Annotated in this window: 13 protein-coding genes; 6 read left to right on the top strand and 7 right to left on the bottom strand. The window is 70.6% G+C overall.

Translation table 11 applies throughout. The features are described from left to right. Positions 1–23: 23 nt before the first annotated feature. On the bottom strand, positions 24–2,369 hold the full coding sequence (locus tag ACQY9S_RS11245; RefSeq protein WP_428419796.1) for an ABC transporter ATP-binding protein: 2,346 nt from the start codon (positions 2,367–2,369) through the stop codon (positions 24–26). A 182-nt stretch (positions 2,370–2,551) separates the two neighbouring features. Between ACQY9S_RS11245 and cphA (ACQY9S_RS11240) the strand changes: the two genes are divergently transcribed. Next, entirely contained in the window at positions 2,552–4,717 is a 2,166-nt protein-coding gene (gene cphA, locus ACQY9S_RS11240) for a cyanophycin synthetase (RefSeq protein WP_428419795.1), read from the top strand. 82 nt (positions 4,718–4,799) lie between these two features. After that, positions 4,800–7,367 carry a cyanophycin synthetase gene (gene cphA / locus ACQY9S_RS11235; protein ID WP_428419794.1) on the top strand — a complete coding sequence of 856 codons (2,568 nt, stop codon included), beginning with the start codon at positions 4,800–4,802 and terminating at the stop codon, positions 7,365–7,367. Positions 7,368–7,473: 106 nt separating this feature from the next. On the opposite strand, the gene ACQY9S_RS11230 is transcribed toward cphA (ACQY9S_RS11235), so the two are convergent. From ACQY9S_RS11230 to ACQY9S_RS11215, 4 genes are all read right to left on the bottom strand, one after another. Beyond that, positions 7,474–7,692, bottom strand: a complete 219-nt coding sequence (locus ACQY9S_RS11230) for a YbdD/YjiX family protein (RefSeq protein ID WP_428419793.1) — start codon at positions 7,690–7,692, stop codon at positions 7,474–7,476. A gap of 14 nt (positions 7,693–7,706) precedes the next feature. Next, positions 7,707–9,767, bottom strand: coding sequence for a carbon starvation CstA family protein (locus ACQY9S_RS11225; RefSeq protein ID WP_428419792.1), 2,061 nt, complete (start codon positions 9,765–9,767; stop codon positions 7,707–7,709). Between the two features lie 224 nt (positions 9,768–9,991). Beyond that, on the bottom strand, positions 9,992–10,633 hold the full coding sequence (locus tag ACQY9S_RS11220) for a response regulator (RefSeq protein WP_428419791.1): 642 nt from the start codon (positions 10,631–10,633) through the stop codon (positions 9,992–9,994). 5 nt (positions 10,634–10,638) lie between these two features. Next, a complete protein-coding gene (locus ACQY9S_RS11215; RefSeq protein ID WP_428419790.1) occupies positions 10,639–12,018 on the bottom strand; it encodes a cache domain-containing protein in 1,380 nt (459 codons plus the stop codon). Positions 12,019–12,289: 271 nt separating this feature from the next. Here ACQY9S_RS11215 and ACQY9S_RS11210 point away from each other — a divergent pair, with 271 nt between their 5' ends. From ACQY9S_RS11210 to ACQY9S_RS11195, 4 genes are all read left to right on the top strand, one after another. Continuing rightward, complete coding sequence (locus ACQY9S_RS11210; RefSeq protein WP_428419789.1) at positions 12,290–12,796, top strand: polyhydroxyalkanoate granule-associated phasin; 507 nt, start codon at positions 12,290–12,292, stop codon at positions 12,794–12,796. A gap of 140 nt (positions 12,797–12,936) precedes the next feature. After that, positions 12,937–14,055 carry an NAD(P)/FAD-dependent oxidoreductase gene (locus ACQY9S_RS11205; RefSeq protein ID WP_428419788.1) on the top strand — a complete coding sequence of 373 codons (1,119 nt, stop codon included), beginning with the start codon at positions 12,937–12,939 and terminating at the stop codon, positions 14,053–14,055. An 89-nt stretch (positions 14,056–14,144) separates the two neighbouring features. Next, complete coding sequence (locus ACQY9S_RS11200) at positions 14,145–15,827, top strand: AAA family ATPase (protein ID WP_428419787.1); 1,683 nt, start codon at positions 14,145–14,147, stop codon at positions 15,825–15,827. Between the two features lie 4 nt (positions 15,828–15,831). Then, positions 15,832–16,626 carry a general secretion pathway protein GspB gene (locus ACQY9S_RS11195; RefSeq protein WP_428419786.1) on the top strand — a complete coding sequence of 265 codons (795 nt, stop codon included), beginning with the start codon at positions 15,832–15,834 and terminating at the stop codon, positions 16,624–16,626. A 45-nt stretch (positions 16,627–16,671) separates the two neighbouring features. Here ACQY9S_RS11195 and ACQY9S_RS11190 read toward each other — a convergent pair whose 3' ends face one another. Next, positions 16,672–17,520 (bottom strand): PA4780 family RIO1-like protein kinase, encoded by an 849-nt coding sequence (locus ACQY9S_RS11190; RefSeq protein WP_428419785.1) that lies wholly within the window; start codon positions 17,518–17,520, stop codon positions 16,672–16,674. A gap of 160 nt (positions 17,521–17,680) precedes the next feature. Continuing rightward, positions 17,681–17,812, bottom strand: coding sequence for a hypothetical protein (locus tag ACQY9S_RS11185; RefSeq protein WP_428419784.1), 132 nt, complete (start codon positions 17,810–17,812; stop codon positions 17,681–17,683).

The following is a 17,812-nucleotide window of genomic DNA, read 5'->3' as shown; positions in this document are numbered from 1 at the left end:
CACTTCGGGCGGCCGGGCGGGGCTCATGCCAGCCCCCCTTGCGGCGTGTGCGCCGACGGCGACAGCGCCGAGGGAGCAGGCTGCTCGAGCGCCTCGCCGTCGTCGCCCTCGACGCGGCGCAGTTGCGCCTCGTAGAGTCGCCAGTAGGCGCCGCGTTGCGCCATCAGCTCGTCGTGCGGCCCCACCTCGACGATGCGGCCGCGGTCCATCACCACCAGCCGGTCGGCCTTGCGCAGCGTCGAGAGGCGGTGCGCGATGGCGATCGTGGTGCGGCCCTGCACGAGGTTGTCGAGCGCTTTCTGGATCTCCTTCTCGGTTTCGGTGTCGACCGAGGAGGTGGCCTCGTCGAGGATCAGGATGCGCGGGTCGATCAGCAGTGCGCGCGCGATGCTGATGCGCTGGCGCTCGCCGCCCGACAGCCCCTGACCGCGCTCGCCGACCAGCGAGTCGTAGCCCTGCGGCAGCCGCAGGATGAACTCGTGCGCGTGCGCGGCCCGTGCGGCGGCCACGATCTCCGCGCGCGTCGCGTCCGGCTTGCCGTAGGCGATGTTCTCGGCGATCGTGCCGAAGAACAGGAAGGGTTCCTGCAGCACCAGGCCGATGTGGCGCCGGTAGTCGGCCACGCCGAAGCGGCGGATGTCGATGCCGTCGACCTTGATCGCGCCGTCGGTCACGTCGTAGAAGCGACAGATCAGGTTGACCAGCGTGCTCTTGCCGGAACCACTGTGGCCCACCAGGCCGATCATCTCGCCGGGGCGGATGTCGAGTTCCAGGCCGCGGATCACGGTGCGCGAACCGTAGCGAAAGCCGATGTCGGCCAGCTCGATGCGACCCTGCAGCGTGCCGACGGGCTGCCCCGGCTGCGCCGGTGAACCGACAGGAACCGGCTGCGCCGGTTCGGGCACGTTGGACACGTGATCGAGGATGTCGAAGATGCGCTTGGCGCCGGCGGCGGCCTTCTGTGTCACCGAGACGATGCGGCTCATCGAGTCGAGCCGGCCATAGAAGCGGCCGATGTAGGCGATGAAGGCGGTCAGCACGCCGACGGTGATCTGGTTCTTGCTCACCTGCCAGATGCCGAAGGCCCACACCACCAGCAGCCCGACCTCGGTCAGCAATGAGACGGTGGGCGAGAACAGGCTCCAGGTCTTGTTGAGCCGGTCGTTGACCGCGAGGTTGTGCTTGTTGGCGTCGCGGAAGCGGTCGGCCTCGCGCTGCTCCTGCGCGAAGGCCTTGACGACCCGGATGCCGGGGATGGTGTCGGCCAGCACGTTGGTCACTTCCGACCACACGCGGTCGATCTTCTCGAAGCCGGTGCGCAGCCGGTCGCGCACCAGGTGGATCATCCAGGCGATGAAGGGCAGCGGCAGCAGCGTCACCACCGCCAGCCAGGGGTTGATCGAGGCCAGGATCACCGCCGTCATGCCGATCATCAGCACGTCGGTCGCGAAGTCCAGCGCGTGCAGCGACAGGAAGACGCAGATGCGGTCGGTCTCGGAGCCGATGCGCGCCATCAGGTCGCCGGTGCGCTTGCCGCCGAAGTAGTCGAGCGACAGGCGCAGCAGGTGCTCGAAGGTGGTGGTGCGCAGGTCGGCGCCGATGCGCTCGGACACCAGTGCCAGCAGGTAGGTGCGGGCCCAGCTCAGGCCCCAGGCGGCCAGTGCCGCCGCCAGCAGGCCGCCCAGCAGCATCAGCACCAGCATCGGGTCGATCTGCTGGCCGTTCTGGAACGGGATCAGCACCTCGTCCATCAGCGGGATCGTCAGGTAGGGCGGCACCAGCGTTGCGGCGGTGGAGGCCATCGTCAATGCGAAGCCGATGGACAGATCCTTGCGGTAGGGCCGGGCGAAGCGCCACAGGCGCAGCAGCACCCAGGTGGACGGCGGTGAGTGCTGCTCGCGGCTGCACAGCGGGCATTCGTCGCTGTCGGCCGGCAAGGGCGCCTGGCAGGTCGGACACAGCAGGCCGTCGTCGCCGAGCACCTCGCCGGTGCGCCGGCTCGCCTGCTGCTGCTCGAACAGTTTGTGCAGGCGCAGCGCTTGCACGTTGTTACGCAGGGTGAAGTGCCAGCCGGCCCGCCGCGTCGCTAGGTCGTGCAGCTCCAGCGTGCCGACGCCGGCATGGTCGGCGTGGCGCAGCGTCAGGCCGTCGTCCAGCGGCCAGTTGCGCCAATCGTCGGTGCCAGGCTCGCGGGCGAGGAGGTGCCGGTCGGTCAGTGCCAGCAAGCCGGCCGCGAAGTGCAGGCGCCGGTCCAGGTCAACCTCCAGCACGGCCAGAACGTTCTCGTTGGGTGCGAGATGCGAACGGAGCGCGAGGCGGGCCGGGGCTTCCCCGGCTGTTGGAGCGTCGACTGGATGGTGATGATGCATTCTGAATTGTTTTCGAAGACCCACAAGGCGGCCCTCAATCCCTCGGAAGGGCCCGAGATTCTCACCGAAGCGGGGCTTGCGTGCCGCATGGAGAGCGGCCCGGAGCGCGGTGCCAAGGAGCCCGTCGGGCGCACAATCGTGCGTCGGGCCTGGGCTGCCCGGGCTCCTCGTCCCCGCCGAAAATGAGCAAGAAAAACGACCTGCAACTGCTCCGCATCAACTACCTGCGCGGCCCCAACGTCTGGACCTACCGGCCGGTGCTGGAAACCTGGCTCGACCTCGGCGAGCTGGAAGACCATCCCTCCCACCTTCTGCCCGGCTTCAACGAGCGTCTGTGCAAGCTGCTGCCGGCGCTGCAGGAGCACCACTGCGGCGTCGGCGAGCGAGGCGGCTTCCTGCAGCGCCTGCAGGAGGGCACCTGGTGCGGCCACGTGCTGGAGCATGTGGTGATCGAACTCCTCAACCTGGCGGGCATGCCCACCGGCTTCGGCCAGACCCGCAGTACCTCGCAGCGGGGCGTCTACCGCATGGTGTTTCGCGCCCGCGACGAGCAGGTGGCGCGCGCGGCGCTGGCCGACGGCCACCGGCTGCTGATGGCCGCGGTCAACGACGAAGCCTTCGACGTGCCGGCCGCGGTGGCGCGGGTGCGCGAGCAGGTCGACGACTCCTACTTCGGCCCCAGCACCGCGGCCATCGTTGCCGCCGCCACCGAGCGTGGCATCCCGCACATCCGTCTCAATGACGGCAACCTGGTGCAACTCGGCCACGGTGCCCGCCAGCGCCGCATCTGGACGGCCGAGACCGACCGCACCAGCGCGATCGCCGAAGGCATTGCCGGCGACAAGGATCTGACCAAGCGCCTGCTCAAGTCCTGCGGCGTGCCGGTGCCCGAAGGCGGGGTGGTTGCCGGCGCCGAGGCCGCCTGGGCCGCAGCGCAGGACATCGGCCTGCCGGTCGCGCTCAAGCCGACCGACGGCAACCATGGCCGTGGCGTCACGCTGGATCTGAGCACGCGCGAGGACATCGAGGCGGCCTACGCCTTTGCCGACCTGCACGGCAGCGAGGTGATGGTCGAGCGCCATGTGCGCGGCCAGGAGCACCGCCTGCTGGTCGTCGGCGGCCGGGTGGTGGCCGCCGCGCGCGGCGAAACCGCCTGGGTCACCGGCGACGGCCGCTCGACGGTGAGCGAGCTGGTCGACACCCAGATCAACACCGACCCGCGGCGCGGCGCGAACGAGGATTTTCCGCTCGGCCTGATCGAGGCCCACAACGACGGCGCGGTGCTGTCCGACCTGCAGCGCCAGGGGCTCACGCCGGCCTCGGTGCCGGACAGCGGACGCCGGGTGCTGATCCAGCGCAACGGCAACGTCGCGATCGACTGCACCGATCTCGTCCACCCCGAGGTCGATCACATCGTGTCGCTCGCCGCCCGCGTGGTGGGGCTCGACATCGCCGGCGTCGACGTGGTGGCCGAAGACATCTCGCGCCCGCTGGCCGAGCAGGGTGGTGCGATCGTCGAGGTCAATGCCGGACCGGGCCTGCTGATGCACCTGCAGCCGGCCGAGGGCATGCCGCGTCCGGTCGGGCAGGCCATCATCGACCACCTGTTTGCCGAGCACGAGACCGGACGCATTCCGATCGTCGGTGTGGCCGGCACGCGCGGCACGCAGACCATCGCCCGGCTGGTGGCCTGGCTGGTCCACCTGAGCGGCCGGCATGTCGGCCTGGCCTGCCGCGACGGACTCTTCCTCGGCGGGCGCCATGTCGAGCGGGGCGACTGCGCCCACTGGGAGGCCGGCCACCGGCTGCTGATCAACCGCCAGGTCGATGTGGCGGTGATCGAGAACGGTGCCGAGACCATCCTGCGTGACGGCCTTGCCTACGACCGCTGCCAGGTCGGCGTCGTCACCGACCTCGACGGTGCCCAGGCGCTGGCCGAGTTCGACATCCGCGAGTCCGACCAGATGGTGAAGGTGCTGCGCACCCAGGTCGACGTGGTGCTGCCGGACGGCGTCGCGGTGCTCAACGCGGACGACGAGCGCGTGGCGGAGCTGGCCGGGCTGTGCGATGGCGAGGTCATCCTCTATGGCCTCGATGCCGCGGCGCCCGCGATTCAGGCGCTGCGCGCGAAGGGTGGCCGCGCGGTGTTCGTGCGCAGCGGCCGTGCGGTGCTGGCGAACGGCGGCGTCGAGACGCTGGGGGCCGATTTCGCGCGCGGCCGCATGGCACAGGTGCCGCGCGAGACCATGCTCGCGGCCATCGCCACCGCCTGGGCGCTGGGGATTGCGCCCGAGCTGACGGCCGCCGGCATCGAGACCTTCCAGACCGAACTGAAGGTGGCGCGCTGACGCGCGCCTGCACCCTCGACCCGACAAGCGACCCGAGCGGTGATCCCACGGCGACCCGGAACCACGATCAAGAAGAAGAACGATGGAAGTTTCCCGCATCCGAGCCCTGCGCGGCCCCAATCTGTGGAGCCGGCACACCGCGATCGAGGCGATCGTCTCGTGCACCGCGCCCGAGTGCGAGATCGCCGATCCCGCCGGCCTGGAAGCGCGTCTGCGTGCGCTCTTCCCGGGTATCGGCGCGCTGAAGTCGGCCGCGCATGGCGCGCCGGTTTCGCTGGCTCACCTGCTCGAGGCGGCAACGCTGGCGCTGCAGGCGCAGGCGGGCTGTCCGGTGACCTTCAGCCGCACCTCGGCGACCGTCGAGCCCGGCGTCTACCAGGTGGTCGTCGAGTACAGCGAGGAGGAGGTCGGCCGTCTCGCGTTCCAGCTCGCTTGTGAACTGATCGAAGCCGCGCTGCACGGCCGCGGCTTCGATGTCGACGCGGCGATCACGCGCCTGCGCGAGACCGACGAAGAGTTGCGCCTGGGCCCGAGCACCGGCGCCATCGTCGACGCGGCGCTGGCGCGTGGCATCCCTTACCGCCGCCTGACCCAGGGCAGCATGGTCCAGTTCGGCTGGGGCTCGCGGCAGCGGCGCATCCAGGCCGCCGAGGTCGACTCGACCAGCGCGGTGTCCGAGGCCATCGCGCAGGACAAGGACCTGACCAAGACCCTGCTGCGCGCCGCCGGCGTGCCGGTGCCGATCGGCCGGCCGGTGGCCAGCGCCGACGAGGCCTGGGCGGTCGCCGTCGAGATCGGTCTGCCGGTGGTGGTGAAGCCGCAGGACGGCAACCAGGGCAAGGGCGTCACCGTCAACATCGTCGACCGCGCCCACCTCGACGTGGCCTACAAGGCCGCGGCCGAGATCGGCGAGGTGATGGTCGAGAAGTTCCTGCACGGCAGCGACTTCCGGCTGCTGGTGGTCGGCGACCGGCTGGTGGCCGCGGCGCGGCGCGAGCCGCCGCACGTGATCGGCGACGGCGTGCACACGGTGCGCGAGCTGGTCGATATCGTCAACGCCGATCCGCGGCGCGGCGAGGGCCATGCGACCTCGCTGACCAAGATCCGCTTCGACGAGATCGCCGTTGCGCGGCTCGGCGCCCAGGGCCTGCAACCGGATTCGGTGCCCGAGAAGGGTCGGCGCGCGATCCTGCGCAACAACGCCAACCTGAGCACCGGGGGCACCGCGGCCGACGTGACCGACGACGTCCACCCCGACGTGGCCGCGCGCGCCGTTGCCGCGGCGCAGATGATCGGCCTGCACATCTGCGGCGTCGATGTGGTGTGCGAGACCGTCGGGCGTCCGCTCGAGGAGCAGAGTGGCGGCGTGGTCGAGGTCAACGCCGCGCCCGGGCTGCGCATGCACCTGTCGCCGTCCTTCGGCAAGGGCCGCCACGTCGGCGAGGCGATGATCCATCACCTGTTCAGCCATGGCGACGAGGGGCGCATCCCGGTGGTGGCCGTCACCGGCACCAACGGCAAGACCACCACTGCGCGGCTGATCGCCCACCTGTTCGCGACCAGCGGGCTGCGGGTGGGCATGACCAACACCGACGGCGTCTACGTCGAGGGCCGCCAGACCGACAGCGGCGACTGCAGCGGTCCCAAAAGTGCGCGCAATGTGTTGATGCACCCCGACGTCGACGCCGCGGTGTTCGAGACCGCGCGTGGCGGTGTGCTGCGCGAGGGCCTGGGTTTCGACCGATGCCAGGTGGCGGTGGTCACCAACATCGGCAGCGGCGACCATCTCGGACTCAACTACATCACGACCGTCGAGGACCTCGCGGTGCTCAAGCGCGTGATCGTGCAGAACGTGGCGGCCAGCGGCTATGCCGTGCTCAATGCCGCCGATCCCAACGTGGCAGCGATGGCAGGCACCTGCCCGGGCGACGTGATCTTCTTCGCAACCGACCGCCACCATCCGGTGATGGCCACGCACCGCGCGCAGGGCAAGCGCAGCGTCTATGTCGAAGGCGACGCGCTGATCGCGGTCCAAGGGGCCTGGCGCGAGAAGCTGCTGCTGCGCGACATTCCCGTCACGCGCGGCGGCACGATCGGCTTCCAGATCGAGAACGCGATGGCCGCCGTGGCGGCGGCCTGGGGCGTCGGGCTGGACTGGGACACGGTGCGCCGCGGTCTCGCGAGCTTCGTCAACGACGCCGACAACGCGCCGGGCCGCTTCAACGTGATGGACTACAAGGGCGCCACGGTGATTGCCGACTACGGCCACAACCCGGATGCCATGCGCGCCCTGGTGGCGGCGGTCCAGGCGATGCCGGCGACGCGCCGCTCGGTGGTCATCAGCGGCGCCGGCGACCGACGCGATGACGACATCCGCGAGCAGACCCAGATCCTCGGCGCCGCCTTCGACGACGTGTTGCTCTACCAGGACGCCGCCCAGCGCGGCCGGGCCGACGGCGAAGTGATCGCCCTGCTGCGCGAGGGTCTCGAGGGCGCGATGCGCACGCAGCGCGTCGACGAGATCCACGGCGAGTTCACCGCCATCGACACCGCGCTCGACCGGTTGCAACCCGGCGAACTCTGTCTGGTGCTGGTCGACCAGGTCGAGGAAGCGATGGCGCACCTGGCGCGTCGCGTCGCCGCAGGCTGACGGCTCGCCGCGACCCACCGGACGGCCGGCGCGTCTTGCGCGCCGGCTTCGAGGTCCCGGCTCTCCCGCTCGTGCCGGGAGACCGGGGCAAACCAGGGCGAATGCGTCAGCAGCAGCGGCCGGTGCGCGAGCCGTAGCGGGCCTGCTGGCGCTCGTGGAAGAAGGCCTCGTAGCTCATCACCGGCCGGTCCGGATGGACCGACTTCGCATGGGCCACATAGACCTCGTAGTCGGGCTGGCCGACCATCAGCCGCAGGGCCTGGCCGAGGTAGCGGCCGGCCTTCTCGACGTCGCGCACCAGGCCGGTGAAGCTGCCGTTCGCCATGGCATCGACCCGCTTCAGCCCCGCTGCGGCATCGGTTCGAACGGCGTCTCGCGCACGGTCGGCGACCGGCTGCCCATGGACTTGGAGATGGCCTTGATCGCATAGAACACCGTGCTCACCACCACCAGCATGAACAGCACGCACAGGCTGGCGTTGATGTAGTCGTTGAGCACGATGTGGCGCATCGCGTCGAGCGACTTGGCCGGCGCCAGCACGGTCTCCTGAGACAGCGCGTCGCCGAACTTCTGCGCGTGGGCCAGGAAGCCGACCTTCGCGTCCGGCGAGAACAGCTTCAGCCAGCCGGCGGTCAGCGTGCAGATCAGCAGCCAGGCGGCCGGCGCGATGGTGACCCAGGCGTAGCGCTGGCGCTTCATCTTGAACAGCACCACGGTGCCCAGCGTCAGCGCGACGGCGGCCAGCATCTGGTTGGAGATGCCGAACAGCGGCCACAGCGTGTTGATGCCGCCCAGCGGATCGACCACGCCGGCGTACAGGAAGTAACCCCAGGTCGCGACGCACAGGCCGGTGGCGATCAGGTTGGCCACCAGCGAGTCGGTGCGCTTCATCGCCGGGATGAAGTTGCCCAGCAAGTCCTGCAGCATGAAGCGCCCGGCGCGCGTGCCGGCGTCCACCGCGGTCAGGATGAAGAGCGCCTCGAACAGGATCGCGAAGTGGTACCAGAAGGCCATCATCGTCTGGCCGCCGATCACCTGGTGCAGGATGTGCGCCATGCCGACGGCCAGCGTGGGTGCGCCGCCGGCGCGCGCGAGGATGGTGTTCTCGCCGACGTCCCTGGCGGTCTGGATCAACACGTCGGGCGTGATCACGAAGCCCCAGGTCGACAGCGTCTGCGCCACCGCCTCCGGCGTCGTGCCGACCAGCGCGGCCGGGCTGTTCATCGCGAAGTAGATGCCCGGCTGGATCACCGAGGCCGCCACCAGCGCCATGATCGCGACGAAGGACTCGGCCAGCATGCCACCGTAGCCGATGAAGCGCGCGTGGGTCTCGTTCTCCAGCATCTTCGGCGTCGTGCCCGAGGCGATCAGCGCATGGAAGCCCGACACCGCGCCGCAGGCGATGGTGATGAACAGGAAGGGGAACAGCTTGCCCGACCACACCGGGCCGTTGCCCTGCGCGAACTGGGTCAGCGCCGGCATCTGCAGCGTCGGCGCGACGATCAGGATGCCGATCGCCAGCGCGATGATGGTGCCGATCTTCAGGAAGGTCGACAGGTAGTCGCGTGGCGCCAGCAGCAGCCACACCGGCAGCACCGAGGCGATGAAGCCGTAGCCGATCAGCATCCAGGTCAGGGCCTTGCCGTCGAAGTCGAACAGCGCCGACAGCGCCGGCTGCTCGTGCACCCAGCCGCCCAGCCAGATGGCGGCCATCAGCAGCACGAAGCCGATCACCGACACTTCGCCGATGCGCCCCGGGCGCAGGTAGCGGCTGTAGAGGCCCATGAACAGCGCGACCGGGATCGTCAGCCCGACGGTCACCGCGCCCCACGGCGAGTGCGCCAGCGCCTTGACGACGATCAGCGCCAGCACCGCCAGGATGATGATCATGATCATGAAGGCGCCGAACAGCGTGATGAGCCCCGGCACCGTGCCCATCTCCTGCTTCACCAGCTCGCCCAGCGAGCGGCCGTCGCGCCGTGTCGAGATGAACAGCACGACGAAGTCCTGCACCGCGCCGGCGAACACCACGCCGGCCAGCAGCCACAGCATGCCGGGCAGGTAGCCCATCTGCGCGGCCAGCACCGGGCCGACCAGCGGGCCGGCGCCGGCGATCGCCGCGAAGTGGTGGCCGTAGAGCACGTACTTGTTGGTCGGCACGTAGTCCAGGCCGTCGTTGTGCCGGTAGGCCGGCGTCTGCCGGTTCGCGTCCAGCCCCAGCACCTCGGTGGCGATGAACAGGCTGTAGTAGCGGTAGGCGATGAGGTAGACGCACAGCGCGGCCACCACGACCCACAGGGCGCTGATGGCCTCGCCGCGCTGCAGCGCGATGGTGGCCAGCGCGAACGCGCCGACGATGGCGATGAGCACCCAGACGAGGTGCTTGCGTAGATGGGTCATGGGGTGTCTCCTGAACGCCGGGGATTTGCACCCCGCGGTCGGGCGACCCGGATGCACTGGCATGGGCGTCAGTGTCCGCAGCGGTGCGCACGCAAACAAGCGTCGCACCACGTAGCGGTCTGCGTGAGACCACTTAGGGATCAGACCGGATGGCGACGGTCAACTCCCTCTCCCGCGCCGCGGGAGAGGGGGCAAATCGGCGCGCTGTAGCGGGCCGCCTTTTCTCAGCCGTCGCCGTCTCGGTAGCGCCGGCCGTGCTCGACCGCGTACTTGATCAGCTCGGCCTGGCCTTCGATGCCGAGCTTGCGCTTGATGTTCTGGCGGTGCGTCTCGACGGTGCGCACGCTCAGGCCCAACTGCTCGGCGATCTGCTTGCTCGACAGCCCGTCGGCCAGGCAGGCGAGGATCTCGCTCTCGCGGTTCGAGACCAGCGGCTTCGGTGCCTGGCCGCGGAACAGGCGCTTCGACACCGCCGGGCTCAGGAAGGTGCCGCCGGCACAGACCGCCTCGATCGCCGCGATGATGTCGGCCGACGGCGCGTCCTTCAGCACATAGCCGCGCGCGCCGGCCTGCATCGCCTGCTGCACGTACTCGGGGTTGTCGTACATGCTGAGCACCAGCACCGCGACCGCCGGGTGGCGCTGCGCCAGCATGCGCGTGAGTTCGATGCCGTTGATCTCGCGCATGCCGATGTCCATCAGCACCAGGCCCGGGCGGCATTGCGGTATCAGCTCGAGTGCCTCGCGCGCGCTGCCCGCCTCACCGACGATCTCCAGCCAGGGCATCGCCTGCAGCCGCGCGCGCAGGCCCTCGCGCACCAGCGGGTGGTCGTCGACGATCAGCAGGCGGATCCTTGGCGAGTCCATGGCGCTCAAGCCTCCCGCGGCCGGCGCAGCTGCCGCAGCTGCGTTTCGGACACCTCGGCGACGACCTCGGTCAGGCCGCTGCGCGAGCGGATGGTGAACGAGCCGCCGATCGAGGCCAGGCGTTCACGCATGTTGCGCAGTCCGATGCCGCGGCGCGGGTCGAGCTGCACCGCGGCGAGGTCGAAGCCGCGGCCGTCGTCCAGGATGGCCAGCCGCAGTCCGCTGGGCCGGAACGCCAGCCGGATGCGCACCGACTGCGCCGCGGCATGCTTCTCGATGTTGGTCAGCGCCTCCTGCGTCACGCGGAACAGCACGGTCTTCACGTCGTCCGGCAGATCGGCCGACGGACCGCGCATGCGCATCGAGAACGCCAGACCGCTGTGGTCGCCGAACTCCTGGCCCAGGTGCTGCAGCGCGGCCGGCAGGCCCAGCACGTCCAGCGTCGCCGGGCGCAGCCGGTGCGAGATGCGCCGCACCTCGGTGAGCGCATCGGCCAGCCGTACGGCGGCGCGCTCCAGCGGCTGTGCCGCCTGAGCGGGCTCGCGCTCGATCTGCTCGATCGCCGACTCGATCAGCAGCTTGATCGACACCAGCGTCTGGCTGGTGCCGTCGTGCAGCTCGCGCGACAGGTGGGCGCGCTCCGACTCCTGCGACTGCACCACCTCGTGCGCCAGCTGGCGCAGCTTGGCATCGGCCTCCTTGTGCTCGCTCAGGTTCAGCGCCAGGCCGCACAGCGTGATCAGCGCGATGCCGGACAGCGCGATGCCGGCGATCCACAGGAAGGTGGTCTCGATGTTGGCCGCGACCTGGTGGTCCAGCTGCGCCATCGTGGCCTGCACGTCGTCGAGGTAGAGGCCGGTGCCGAGCATCCAGTTCCAGCGCGGCAGCGCGACCACGTAGCCGAGCTTGGGCGTGGTCTGGCGCGTCGAGGGCTTGCGCCACAGGTAGTCGATGAAGCCGCCGCCGTCGCGCGCCTTGGCGATCAGCTGCTGGATGGTCGGCTGACCGGCGTCGTCGCGCAGTTCCCACAGGTCGTTGCCCACCAGCTCGGGCTGGCGCGGGTGCATCAGGCTCTTGCCCTGCAGGTCGTAGAGGAAGAAGTAGCCGTCGGCGCCGTAGTCCAGCGAGGCCAGCAGCTTCATCGCGGCCTGGCGCGCCGCTTCGCTGTCGTCGCCCGAGTCGTAGAGCGGCGCGATCGTGCTCTGCGCGAGCTCGACATAGTGACGCAGCTCGGTCCGCTTGGAGCTCATGTAGGCGCTCTCGACCAGTTCGCGTTCGCGCACCGCCAGGGCCCGCTCCTGGTGGCGCACGGCCAGGGCGATCAGCACGATCGACGCCAGCAGCGGCGCGACGGCGAGGAGGACGATCTTGCTCTTGAGTCGCATGCTGGGGCAATCGCACCGGGGAAGGACGGCAGGAGACGGCACCCCTGCGATCGATCGCCGGAATGGAGCGTCCGGCACGCCTGCGCGGATGTTAGCCACCGCCGCGCACCCCCAGGCCCGTTTTCGGCACGAGCGAGCCGATCGGCCCGATCCCTTCGCGAAGAACCGGCGCCACCGGCTTTTTTTGCGCGGTGCGTCCCGTTTCCGGTCCGGTGTAAGGTCGGTGTCACGCGGCTCCGCGATACCTGAACCCTCATGCCAGAAAGCGCTCATGAAATCCACCGGCCTTCCGAATTCGATGTTCTTTCCGATCGGCCTGTGGCTGGGCGTGGCCAGCAAGACGCGGGAAATGCTGCTGGCGTCCTCGCAGGTCATCGTGACCCGCAGCGCGCGCCTGGCGACCGCCGGCCCGCTGCCCTCGCAGGCCGACCAGCGCGAGTTCGCGCTGATGAGCAGCGAGAAGGTCGATGCCTTCTCGCAGTCGGCGGCGGCCCTCGGCAGCGCGTGGACGCCGGCGCTGCAGACCCTGGGCGCGCAGACGGTGCAGGGCTGGATGGCAATCATGAACAATGCCTTGTCGCTGGCCGGCAGCCGCACGCCGGCCCAGGCGATGCGCCGCCACAAGGCGCTGGTGAGCACCGTGATGCGGCGCACGCCGACCCTGCAACGCGCCTCCGATGCCGCGGCGCGCGTGACCGACCGCGCCCTCGCGCCGGTGCACCGCACCGCGACCGCCAACGCGCGTCGCCTGGGTGTGCCGAAGAAGACCCGGCGCTGAGCAGCGCCTCCGGCCGCGGCATCCCGCGCCCCCCGTGGGGAGTGGAGGTGGGGCCCGGCGCCCGGCTTGCGGGCGCAACCCGTGTCGGCCTTAGCATCGCGGCTCGGGCCCCGTGGTGAGGGCGATGCGAGGACGGGCGGATGGAACAGGTCGATGCAGTGGTGGTCGGTGCCGGGGTCGTGGGGCTGGCGATCGGCCGCGCGCTGGCGCAGCGCGGGCTCGAGACGCTGGTGCTCGAAGCCGAGACCGCGATCGGCACGGGCACCAGCTCGCGCAACAGCGAGGTCATCCACGCCGGCCTGTACTACCCGACCGGCTCGCTGAAGGCCCGCCTGTGCGTGGCCGGCAATGCGGCGCTGTACGCCTACTGCGCCGAGCGCGGCATCGCGCACCGGCGCTGCGGCAAGCTGATCGTGGCCACCAGCGAGGCGCAGCGCCCGGCGCTGCAGGCGCTGCAGCGCCGCGGCGTCGAGAACGGCGTCGGCGACCTGCAGCCGCTGTCGCGCGCCGAGGCGCTGTCGCTCGAGCCCGCACTGGCCTGCACCGAGGCGCTGCTGTCGCCGTCGACCGGCATCGTCGACAGCCACGGCCTGATGCTCGCGCTGCAGGGCGACCTCGAAGCGGCCGGCGGCGTGGTCGCGCTCGCCTCGCGCGTGGAGCGCATCGAGTGCGGCCGTCCGCACCGCGTGCAGGCGGCCGGCATGACGCTCGGCGCGCGCATCGTCGTCAACGCCGCCGGGCTGTGGGCCCCCGCGCTGACGCAGCGCACCGACGGTCTGCCGGCGGCCTTTCAGCTGCGCGCGCATTTCGCGAAGGGCAACTACTTCAGCCTGCCCGGCCGCGCGCCGTTCTCGCGCCTCGTCTACCCGATGCCCGAGGCCGCCGGTCTCGGCGTGCACCTGACGCTCGATCTCGGTGGCCAGGCGCGCTTCGGCCCCGACGTGCAGTGGATCGAACCCGAAGCGGATGCCGATGCAGAAGGTCAGCTCGACTACCGCGTCGATGCGGCGCGGGCCGAGGTCTTCTATGCCGAGATCCGCCGCTACTGGCCGGCGCTGCCCGACGCCGCATTGCAGCCGGCCTACAGCGGCGTGCGGCCCAAGCTCGCGGGGCCGGGCGCGCCGGCGCCGGACTTCCGCATCGACGGGCCCGCCGAGCACGGCGTCGACGGCCTGGTGAACCTGCTGGGCATCGAGTCGCCCGGCCTGACCTCCTGCCTCGCGCTGGCCGACGAAACGCTGCGGCGCCTGCCGCTGTAGGCAGCGTCGATGCCCGGCGAGCCCGCGCGGCAACTCGCGCCGAAACGGCCCGGGCGCCACCGGGTGGCCCGGAAAGTATCCTCCGCACCATGTACGCGCAATTCTTCGGCCTGAACCAGGAGCCTTTCTCGATCGCGCCCGACCCCCGCTTCCTCTTCATGAGCGAGCGGCACCGGGAGGCGCTGGCGCACCTGCTCTACGGCGTGCGCGGTGGTGGCGGCTTCGTGCTGCTGACCGGCGAGATCGGCGCTGGCAAGACGACGGTGTGCCGCTGCCTGCTCGAGCAGGTTCCGAAGCGCTGCAACGTTGCCTACATCTTCAACCCCAAGCTTACCGCCGAGGAGCTGCTGAAGTCGGTGTGTGACGAGTTCGGCATCCCTTACGCGCACCCGGGGCCGGGCGCGACGACGGTGAAGGACTGTCTCGATCCGCTCAACCAGTTCCTGCTGAAGACCCACGCCGTCGGGCAGAGCAACGTGCTCATCATCGACGAGGCGCAGAACCTCTCGGCCGACGTGCTGGAGCAGTTGCGGCTGCTGACCAACCTCGAGACCAACGAGCGCAAGCTGCTGCAGATCGTGCTGATCGGCCAGCCCGAGCTGCGCGAGATGCTGGCGCGACCCGAGCTCGAGCAGCTGGCGCAGCGCGTGATCGCGCGCTACCACCTGGAAGCGCTGTCGGAGACCGAGACGCTGCAGTACGTGCGGCACCGCCTCACGGTGTCGGGCCTGAACCGCGCGCTGCCCTTCGACCGCGAATCGGTGCAGCGCATCCACCAGCTCTCGCGCGGCGTGCCGCGCCGCATCAACCTGCTGTGCGACCGCGCGCTGCTCGGCGCCTATTCGACCGGCGCGCACCGGGTGCGGCGCGAGATCGTCGACAAGGCCGCGCGCGAGGTGTTCGAGACGCCGTCGCCGATGAATCCCCGGGGTTGGCTGCAGCGGCGAGCGGCGGTGCTGGGCCTGGGCCTGGTCGGCGGCGCGGCGCTGTCCGCGGCGGTGAGCTGGGCCCTCAGCGGTGGGCTGGCGTCGCCGGGGCGTCCCGCTGCGAGCACGATGGCGGCGGCCGCGTCGGCGCCGGCACTACCGGTGTCGAAGCCGGCGGTCCTTGCTGCCGTGGCGGCCTCGGCGGCTGCGCCCGCTGCATCCGCGGCGTCGGCGCTGGTGGCGCTGGCCGCGACCGACCTGGCGGCGCAGTTCAAGACCCTGGTCCGCGATCCGAGCGAGGCGCTGCGCGAGCTCGCCCCGGCGTGGAAGCTGAGCCTCGCCGACGACGGCGACCCCTGCCTGCTCGCGCTGGCGCAGCAGGTGCATTGCCACGCGGGGCGCAGCAACCTCGCGCTGGTGCGGCTGCTCGGCCGGCCCGGCATCGTGAGCCTGAACGATGCGGCCGGGCAGCCGGTCTATGCGCAGCTCACCGGCCTCACGGCACAGAGCGCGACGCTGCGCATGGGCGGCGTTGCGCAGACCGTCACGCTCGGGTCCTTCACGCGGCTGTGGCGTGGCGACTTCACGACCTACTGGCGCGTGCCACCGGGCTATGCCGCGGCGGCAGGCAGGGCCGTCGTGCCGGCCGACTGGCTGGCCGCGCAGATCGCCACCGCGAGCGGCGACCCGGCGCCGGGCGAGACGAGCCCGAGCGCGCTCAAGTCGCGCATCGCCGCCTTCCAGGGCACGCAAGGGTTGGCGCCGGACGGCCTGGCCGGTCCGATCACGCTGATGCAGCTCAACCGCGCCGCCGGCGTCGACGAGCCACGCCTGCAGACCGAGTGAACCGATGTCCTACATCCTCGAAGCCCTCCGAAAAGCCGATGCCGAGCGCGATCGCGATCGCGGGGCCGTGCCCGACCTGCATGCGCAGCCGGTGCCGCTCGACGCGGCCGCGATGGCGGCCGCGTCGCCGGCACGGTCGCGGCCCTGGCTGTGGATCGTCGTCGGCGCATCGGTGGGCCTGATCGGCCCGCTGCTGTGGCAACTGTTCGGTCGCAACCCGGCCGACGTCATGCCCGACGAGGCGGCCCTGCCGCCTGCCGGGATCACCTCGCCGCCGCTGCTGCTGCCGCCGGTCGTGGCCGCCGCGCCCACCGTGGCCGCGCCAGCGGTCGCGCCGCTACCGGCGCCCGCCCCCGTTCCTGCAATGGCGGTGCCGGTCCCGGCTCCACCCCCTCAGGCCGATGCGCGGGCCTTCGCCATCGCGCCGCCCGCACCGGTGGCGCCGCGCAACACGGCACCGACAGCGGTTGCCGAGAAACCGGCTCCGGCGGCCGAGGCCAGGAAGCCACTGCCCGCGGCACCGGCTTCCGCCGCCACGGAGCAGCCCGCCGCCGGCGCGGCAGCGCAGGGCCGCGTCCATGCGATCGCCGAACTGCCCGACGACATCCGCCGCCAGCTGCCGACCATCGCGGTCGGCGGCTCGATCTATTCGGAAGAGGCGGCCAACCGCTTCCTCATCATCAACGGCCAGATCTTTCACGAGAAGGACAAGCTCGGCGCCGATCTCGTGCTCGAGCAGATCAAGCTGAAGGCTGCCGTGCTGCGCTTCAAGGGCTACCGCTACGAGATTACGTACTAGGGGCCGGCAACGCCGTAGCGCAATGCAGCGGCCGACCCGGCCGCACTACCCGACCGTCTGCAGGCGCAGGCGGCGCGCCGCCTCCTCGGCACGGGCGTCGTCGATCTCGCGCAGCACGCTGCCCAGATCCACGGCCGCGGTCTTGCGCTCGAAGCGGCCGGTGAGCATCACCTCGGGGTGCAGCACACCGCGTTGATACAGGTCCCAGATCTCGGGGCCGAAGTCGGTGTGCAGCAGTTCCGGCGCGAAGCGTCCGAAGAAGCCGCTCAGGTTGGCGACATCGCGCAGCAGCATGCGGCTCGCGTGGTTGTTGCCGGCGGCGTCCACTGCCTGGGGCAGATCGATGATGACGGGGCCGTCCGCGCCGAGCAGGATGTTGAACTCCGACAGATCGCCGTGCACGACGCCGGCGCACAGCATGCGCACCACCTCCGTCAACAGCGTCGCGTGGTGCGCGCGCGCCTGCTCGGGCATGAACTCCACATCGTTGAGCCGCGGGGCCGCGTCGCCATGCTCGTCGGTCACCAGCTCCATCAGCAGCACGCCGTCGTGGAAGTTGTGCGGCCGCGGCACGCGCACACCGGCGGCGGCCAGGCGGTAGAGCGCATCGACCTCGGCGCTCTGCCAGGCCGCTTCCTGGGCCTGGCGGCCGAAGCGCGTGCCCTTGGCCATCGCGCGGGCCTGGCGGGTGTTCTTGACCTTGCGGTTCTCGGTGTAGTCCACCGCCTGCCGGAAGCTGCGCTGCGTGGCCTCCTTGTAGACCTTGGCACAGCGGGTCTCGTCGCCGCAGCGCACCACGTAGACCATCGCCTCCTTGCCGCTCATCAGCTGGCGCACCACCGTGTCGATCAAGCCTTCTTCGATCAGCGATTGCAGTCTCTTGGGTGGTTTCATGCTGCCATTTTGCGCCGCAGCCGTTCGCGTGCGTGGGGAGGCAGAGGTTCGAAGGGGCCACCGGCCGCCCGCGCAGGCCTTCAAGCCCCGACAGGCCGCGGTGGTGGCAGCGCTGGATCGGGTCGTTGTATGGCGTGAAGTAAAGACACCGTTGTGCCTGTCAAGCCTGTTGGGGCTTCGGATGGTGGGTGTCGAAGGGTTTGCCCGAGCGCAGGACACCGTACACGATGGCCAGCAGCTTGTGCATGCAGGCCACCACGATCACCTTGCCGGGCCGGTGCTGTGCCTTCAT

Source organism: Methylibium sp. (assembly GCF_965279545.1).
GTDB lineage: Bacteria > Pseudomonadota > Gammaproteobacteria > Burkholderiales > Burkholderiaceae_C > Methylibium.
The sequence above is the reverse complement of the archived record's forward strand: the minus strand, read 5'-3'. Positions and strand labels throughout refer to the sequence as shown.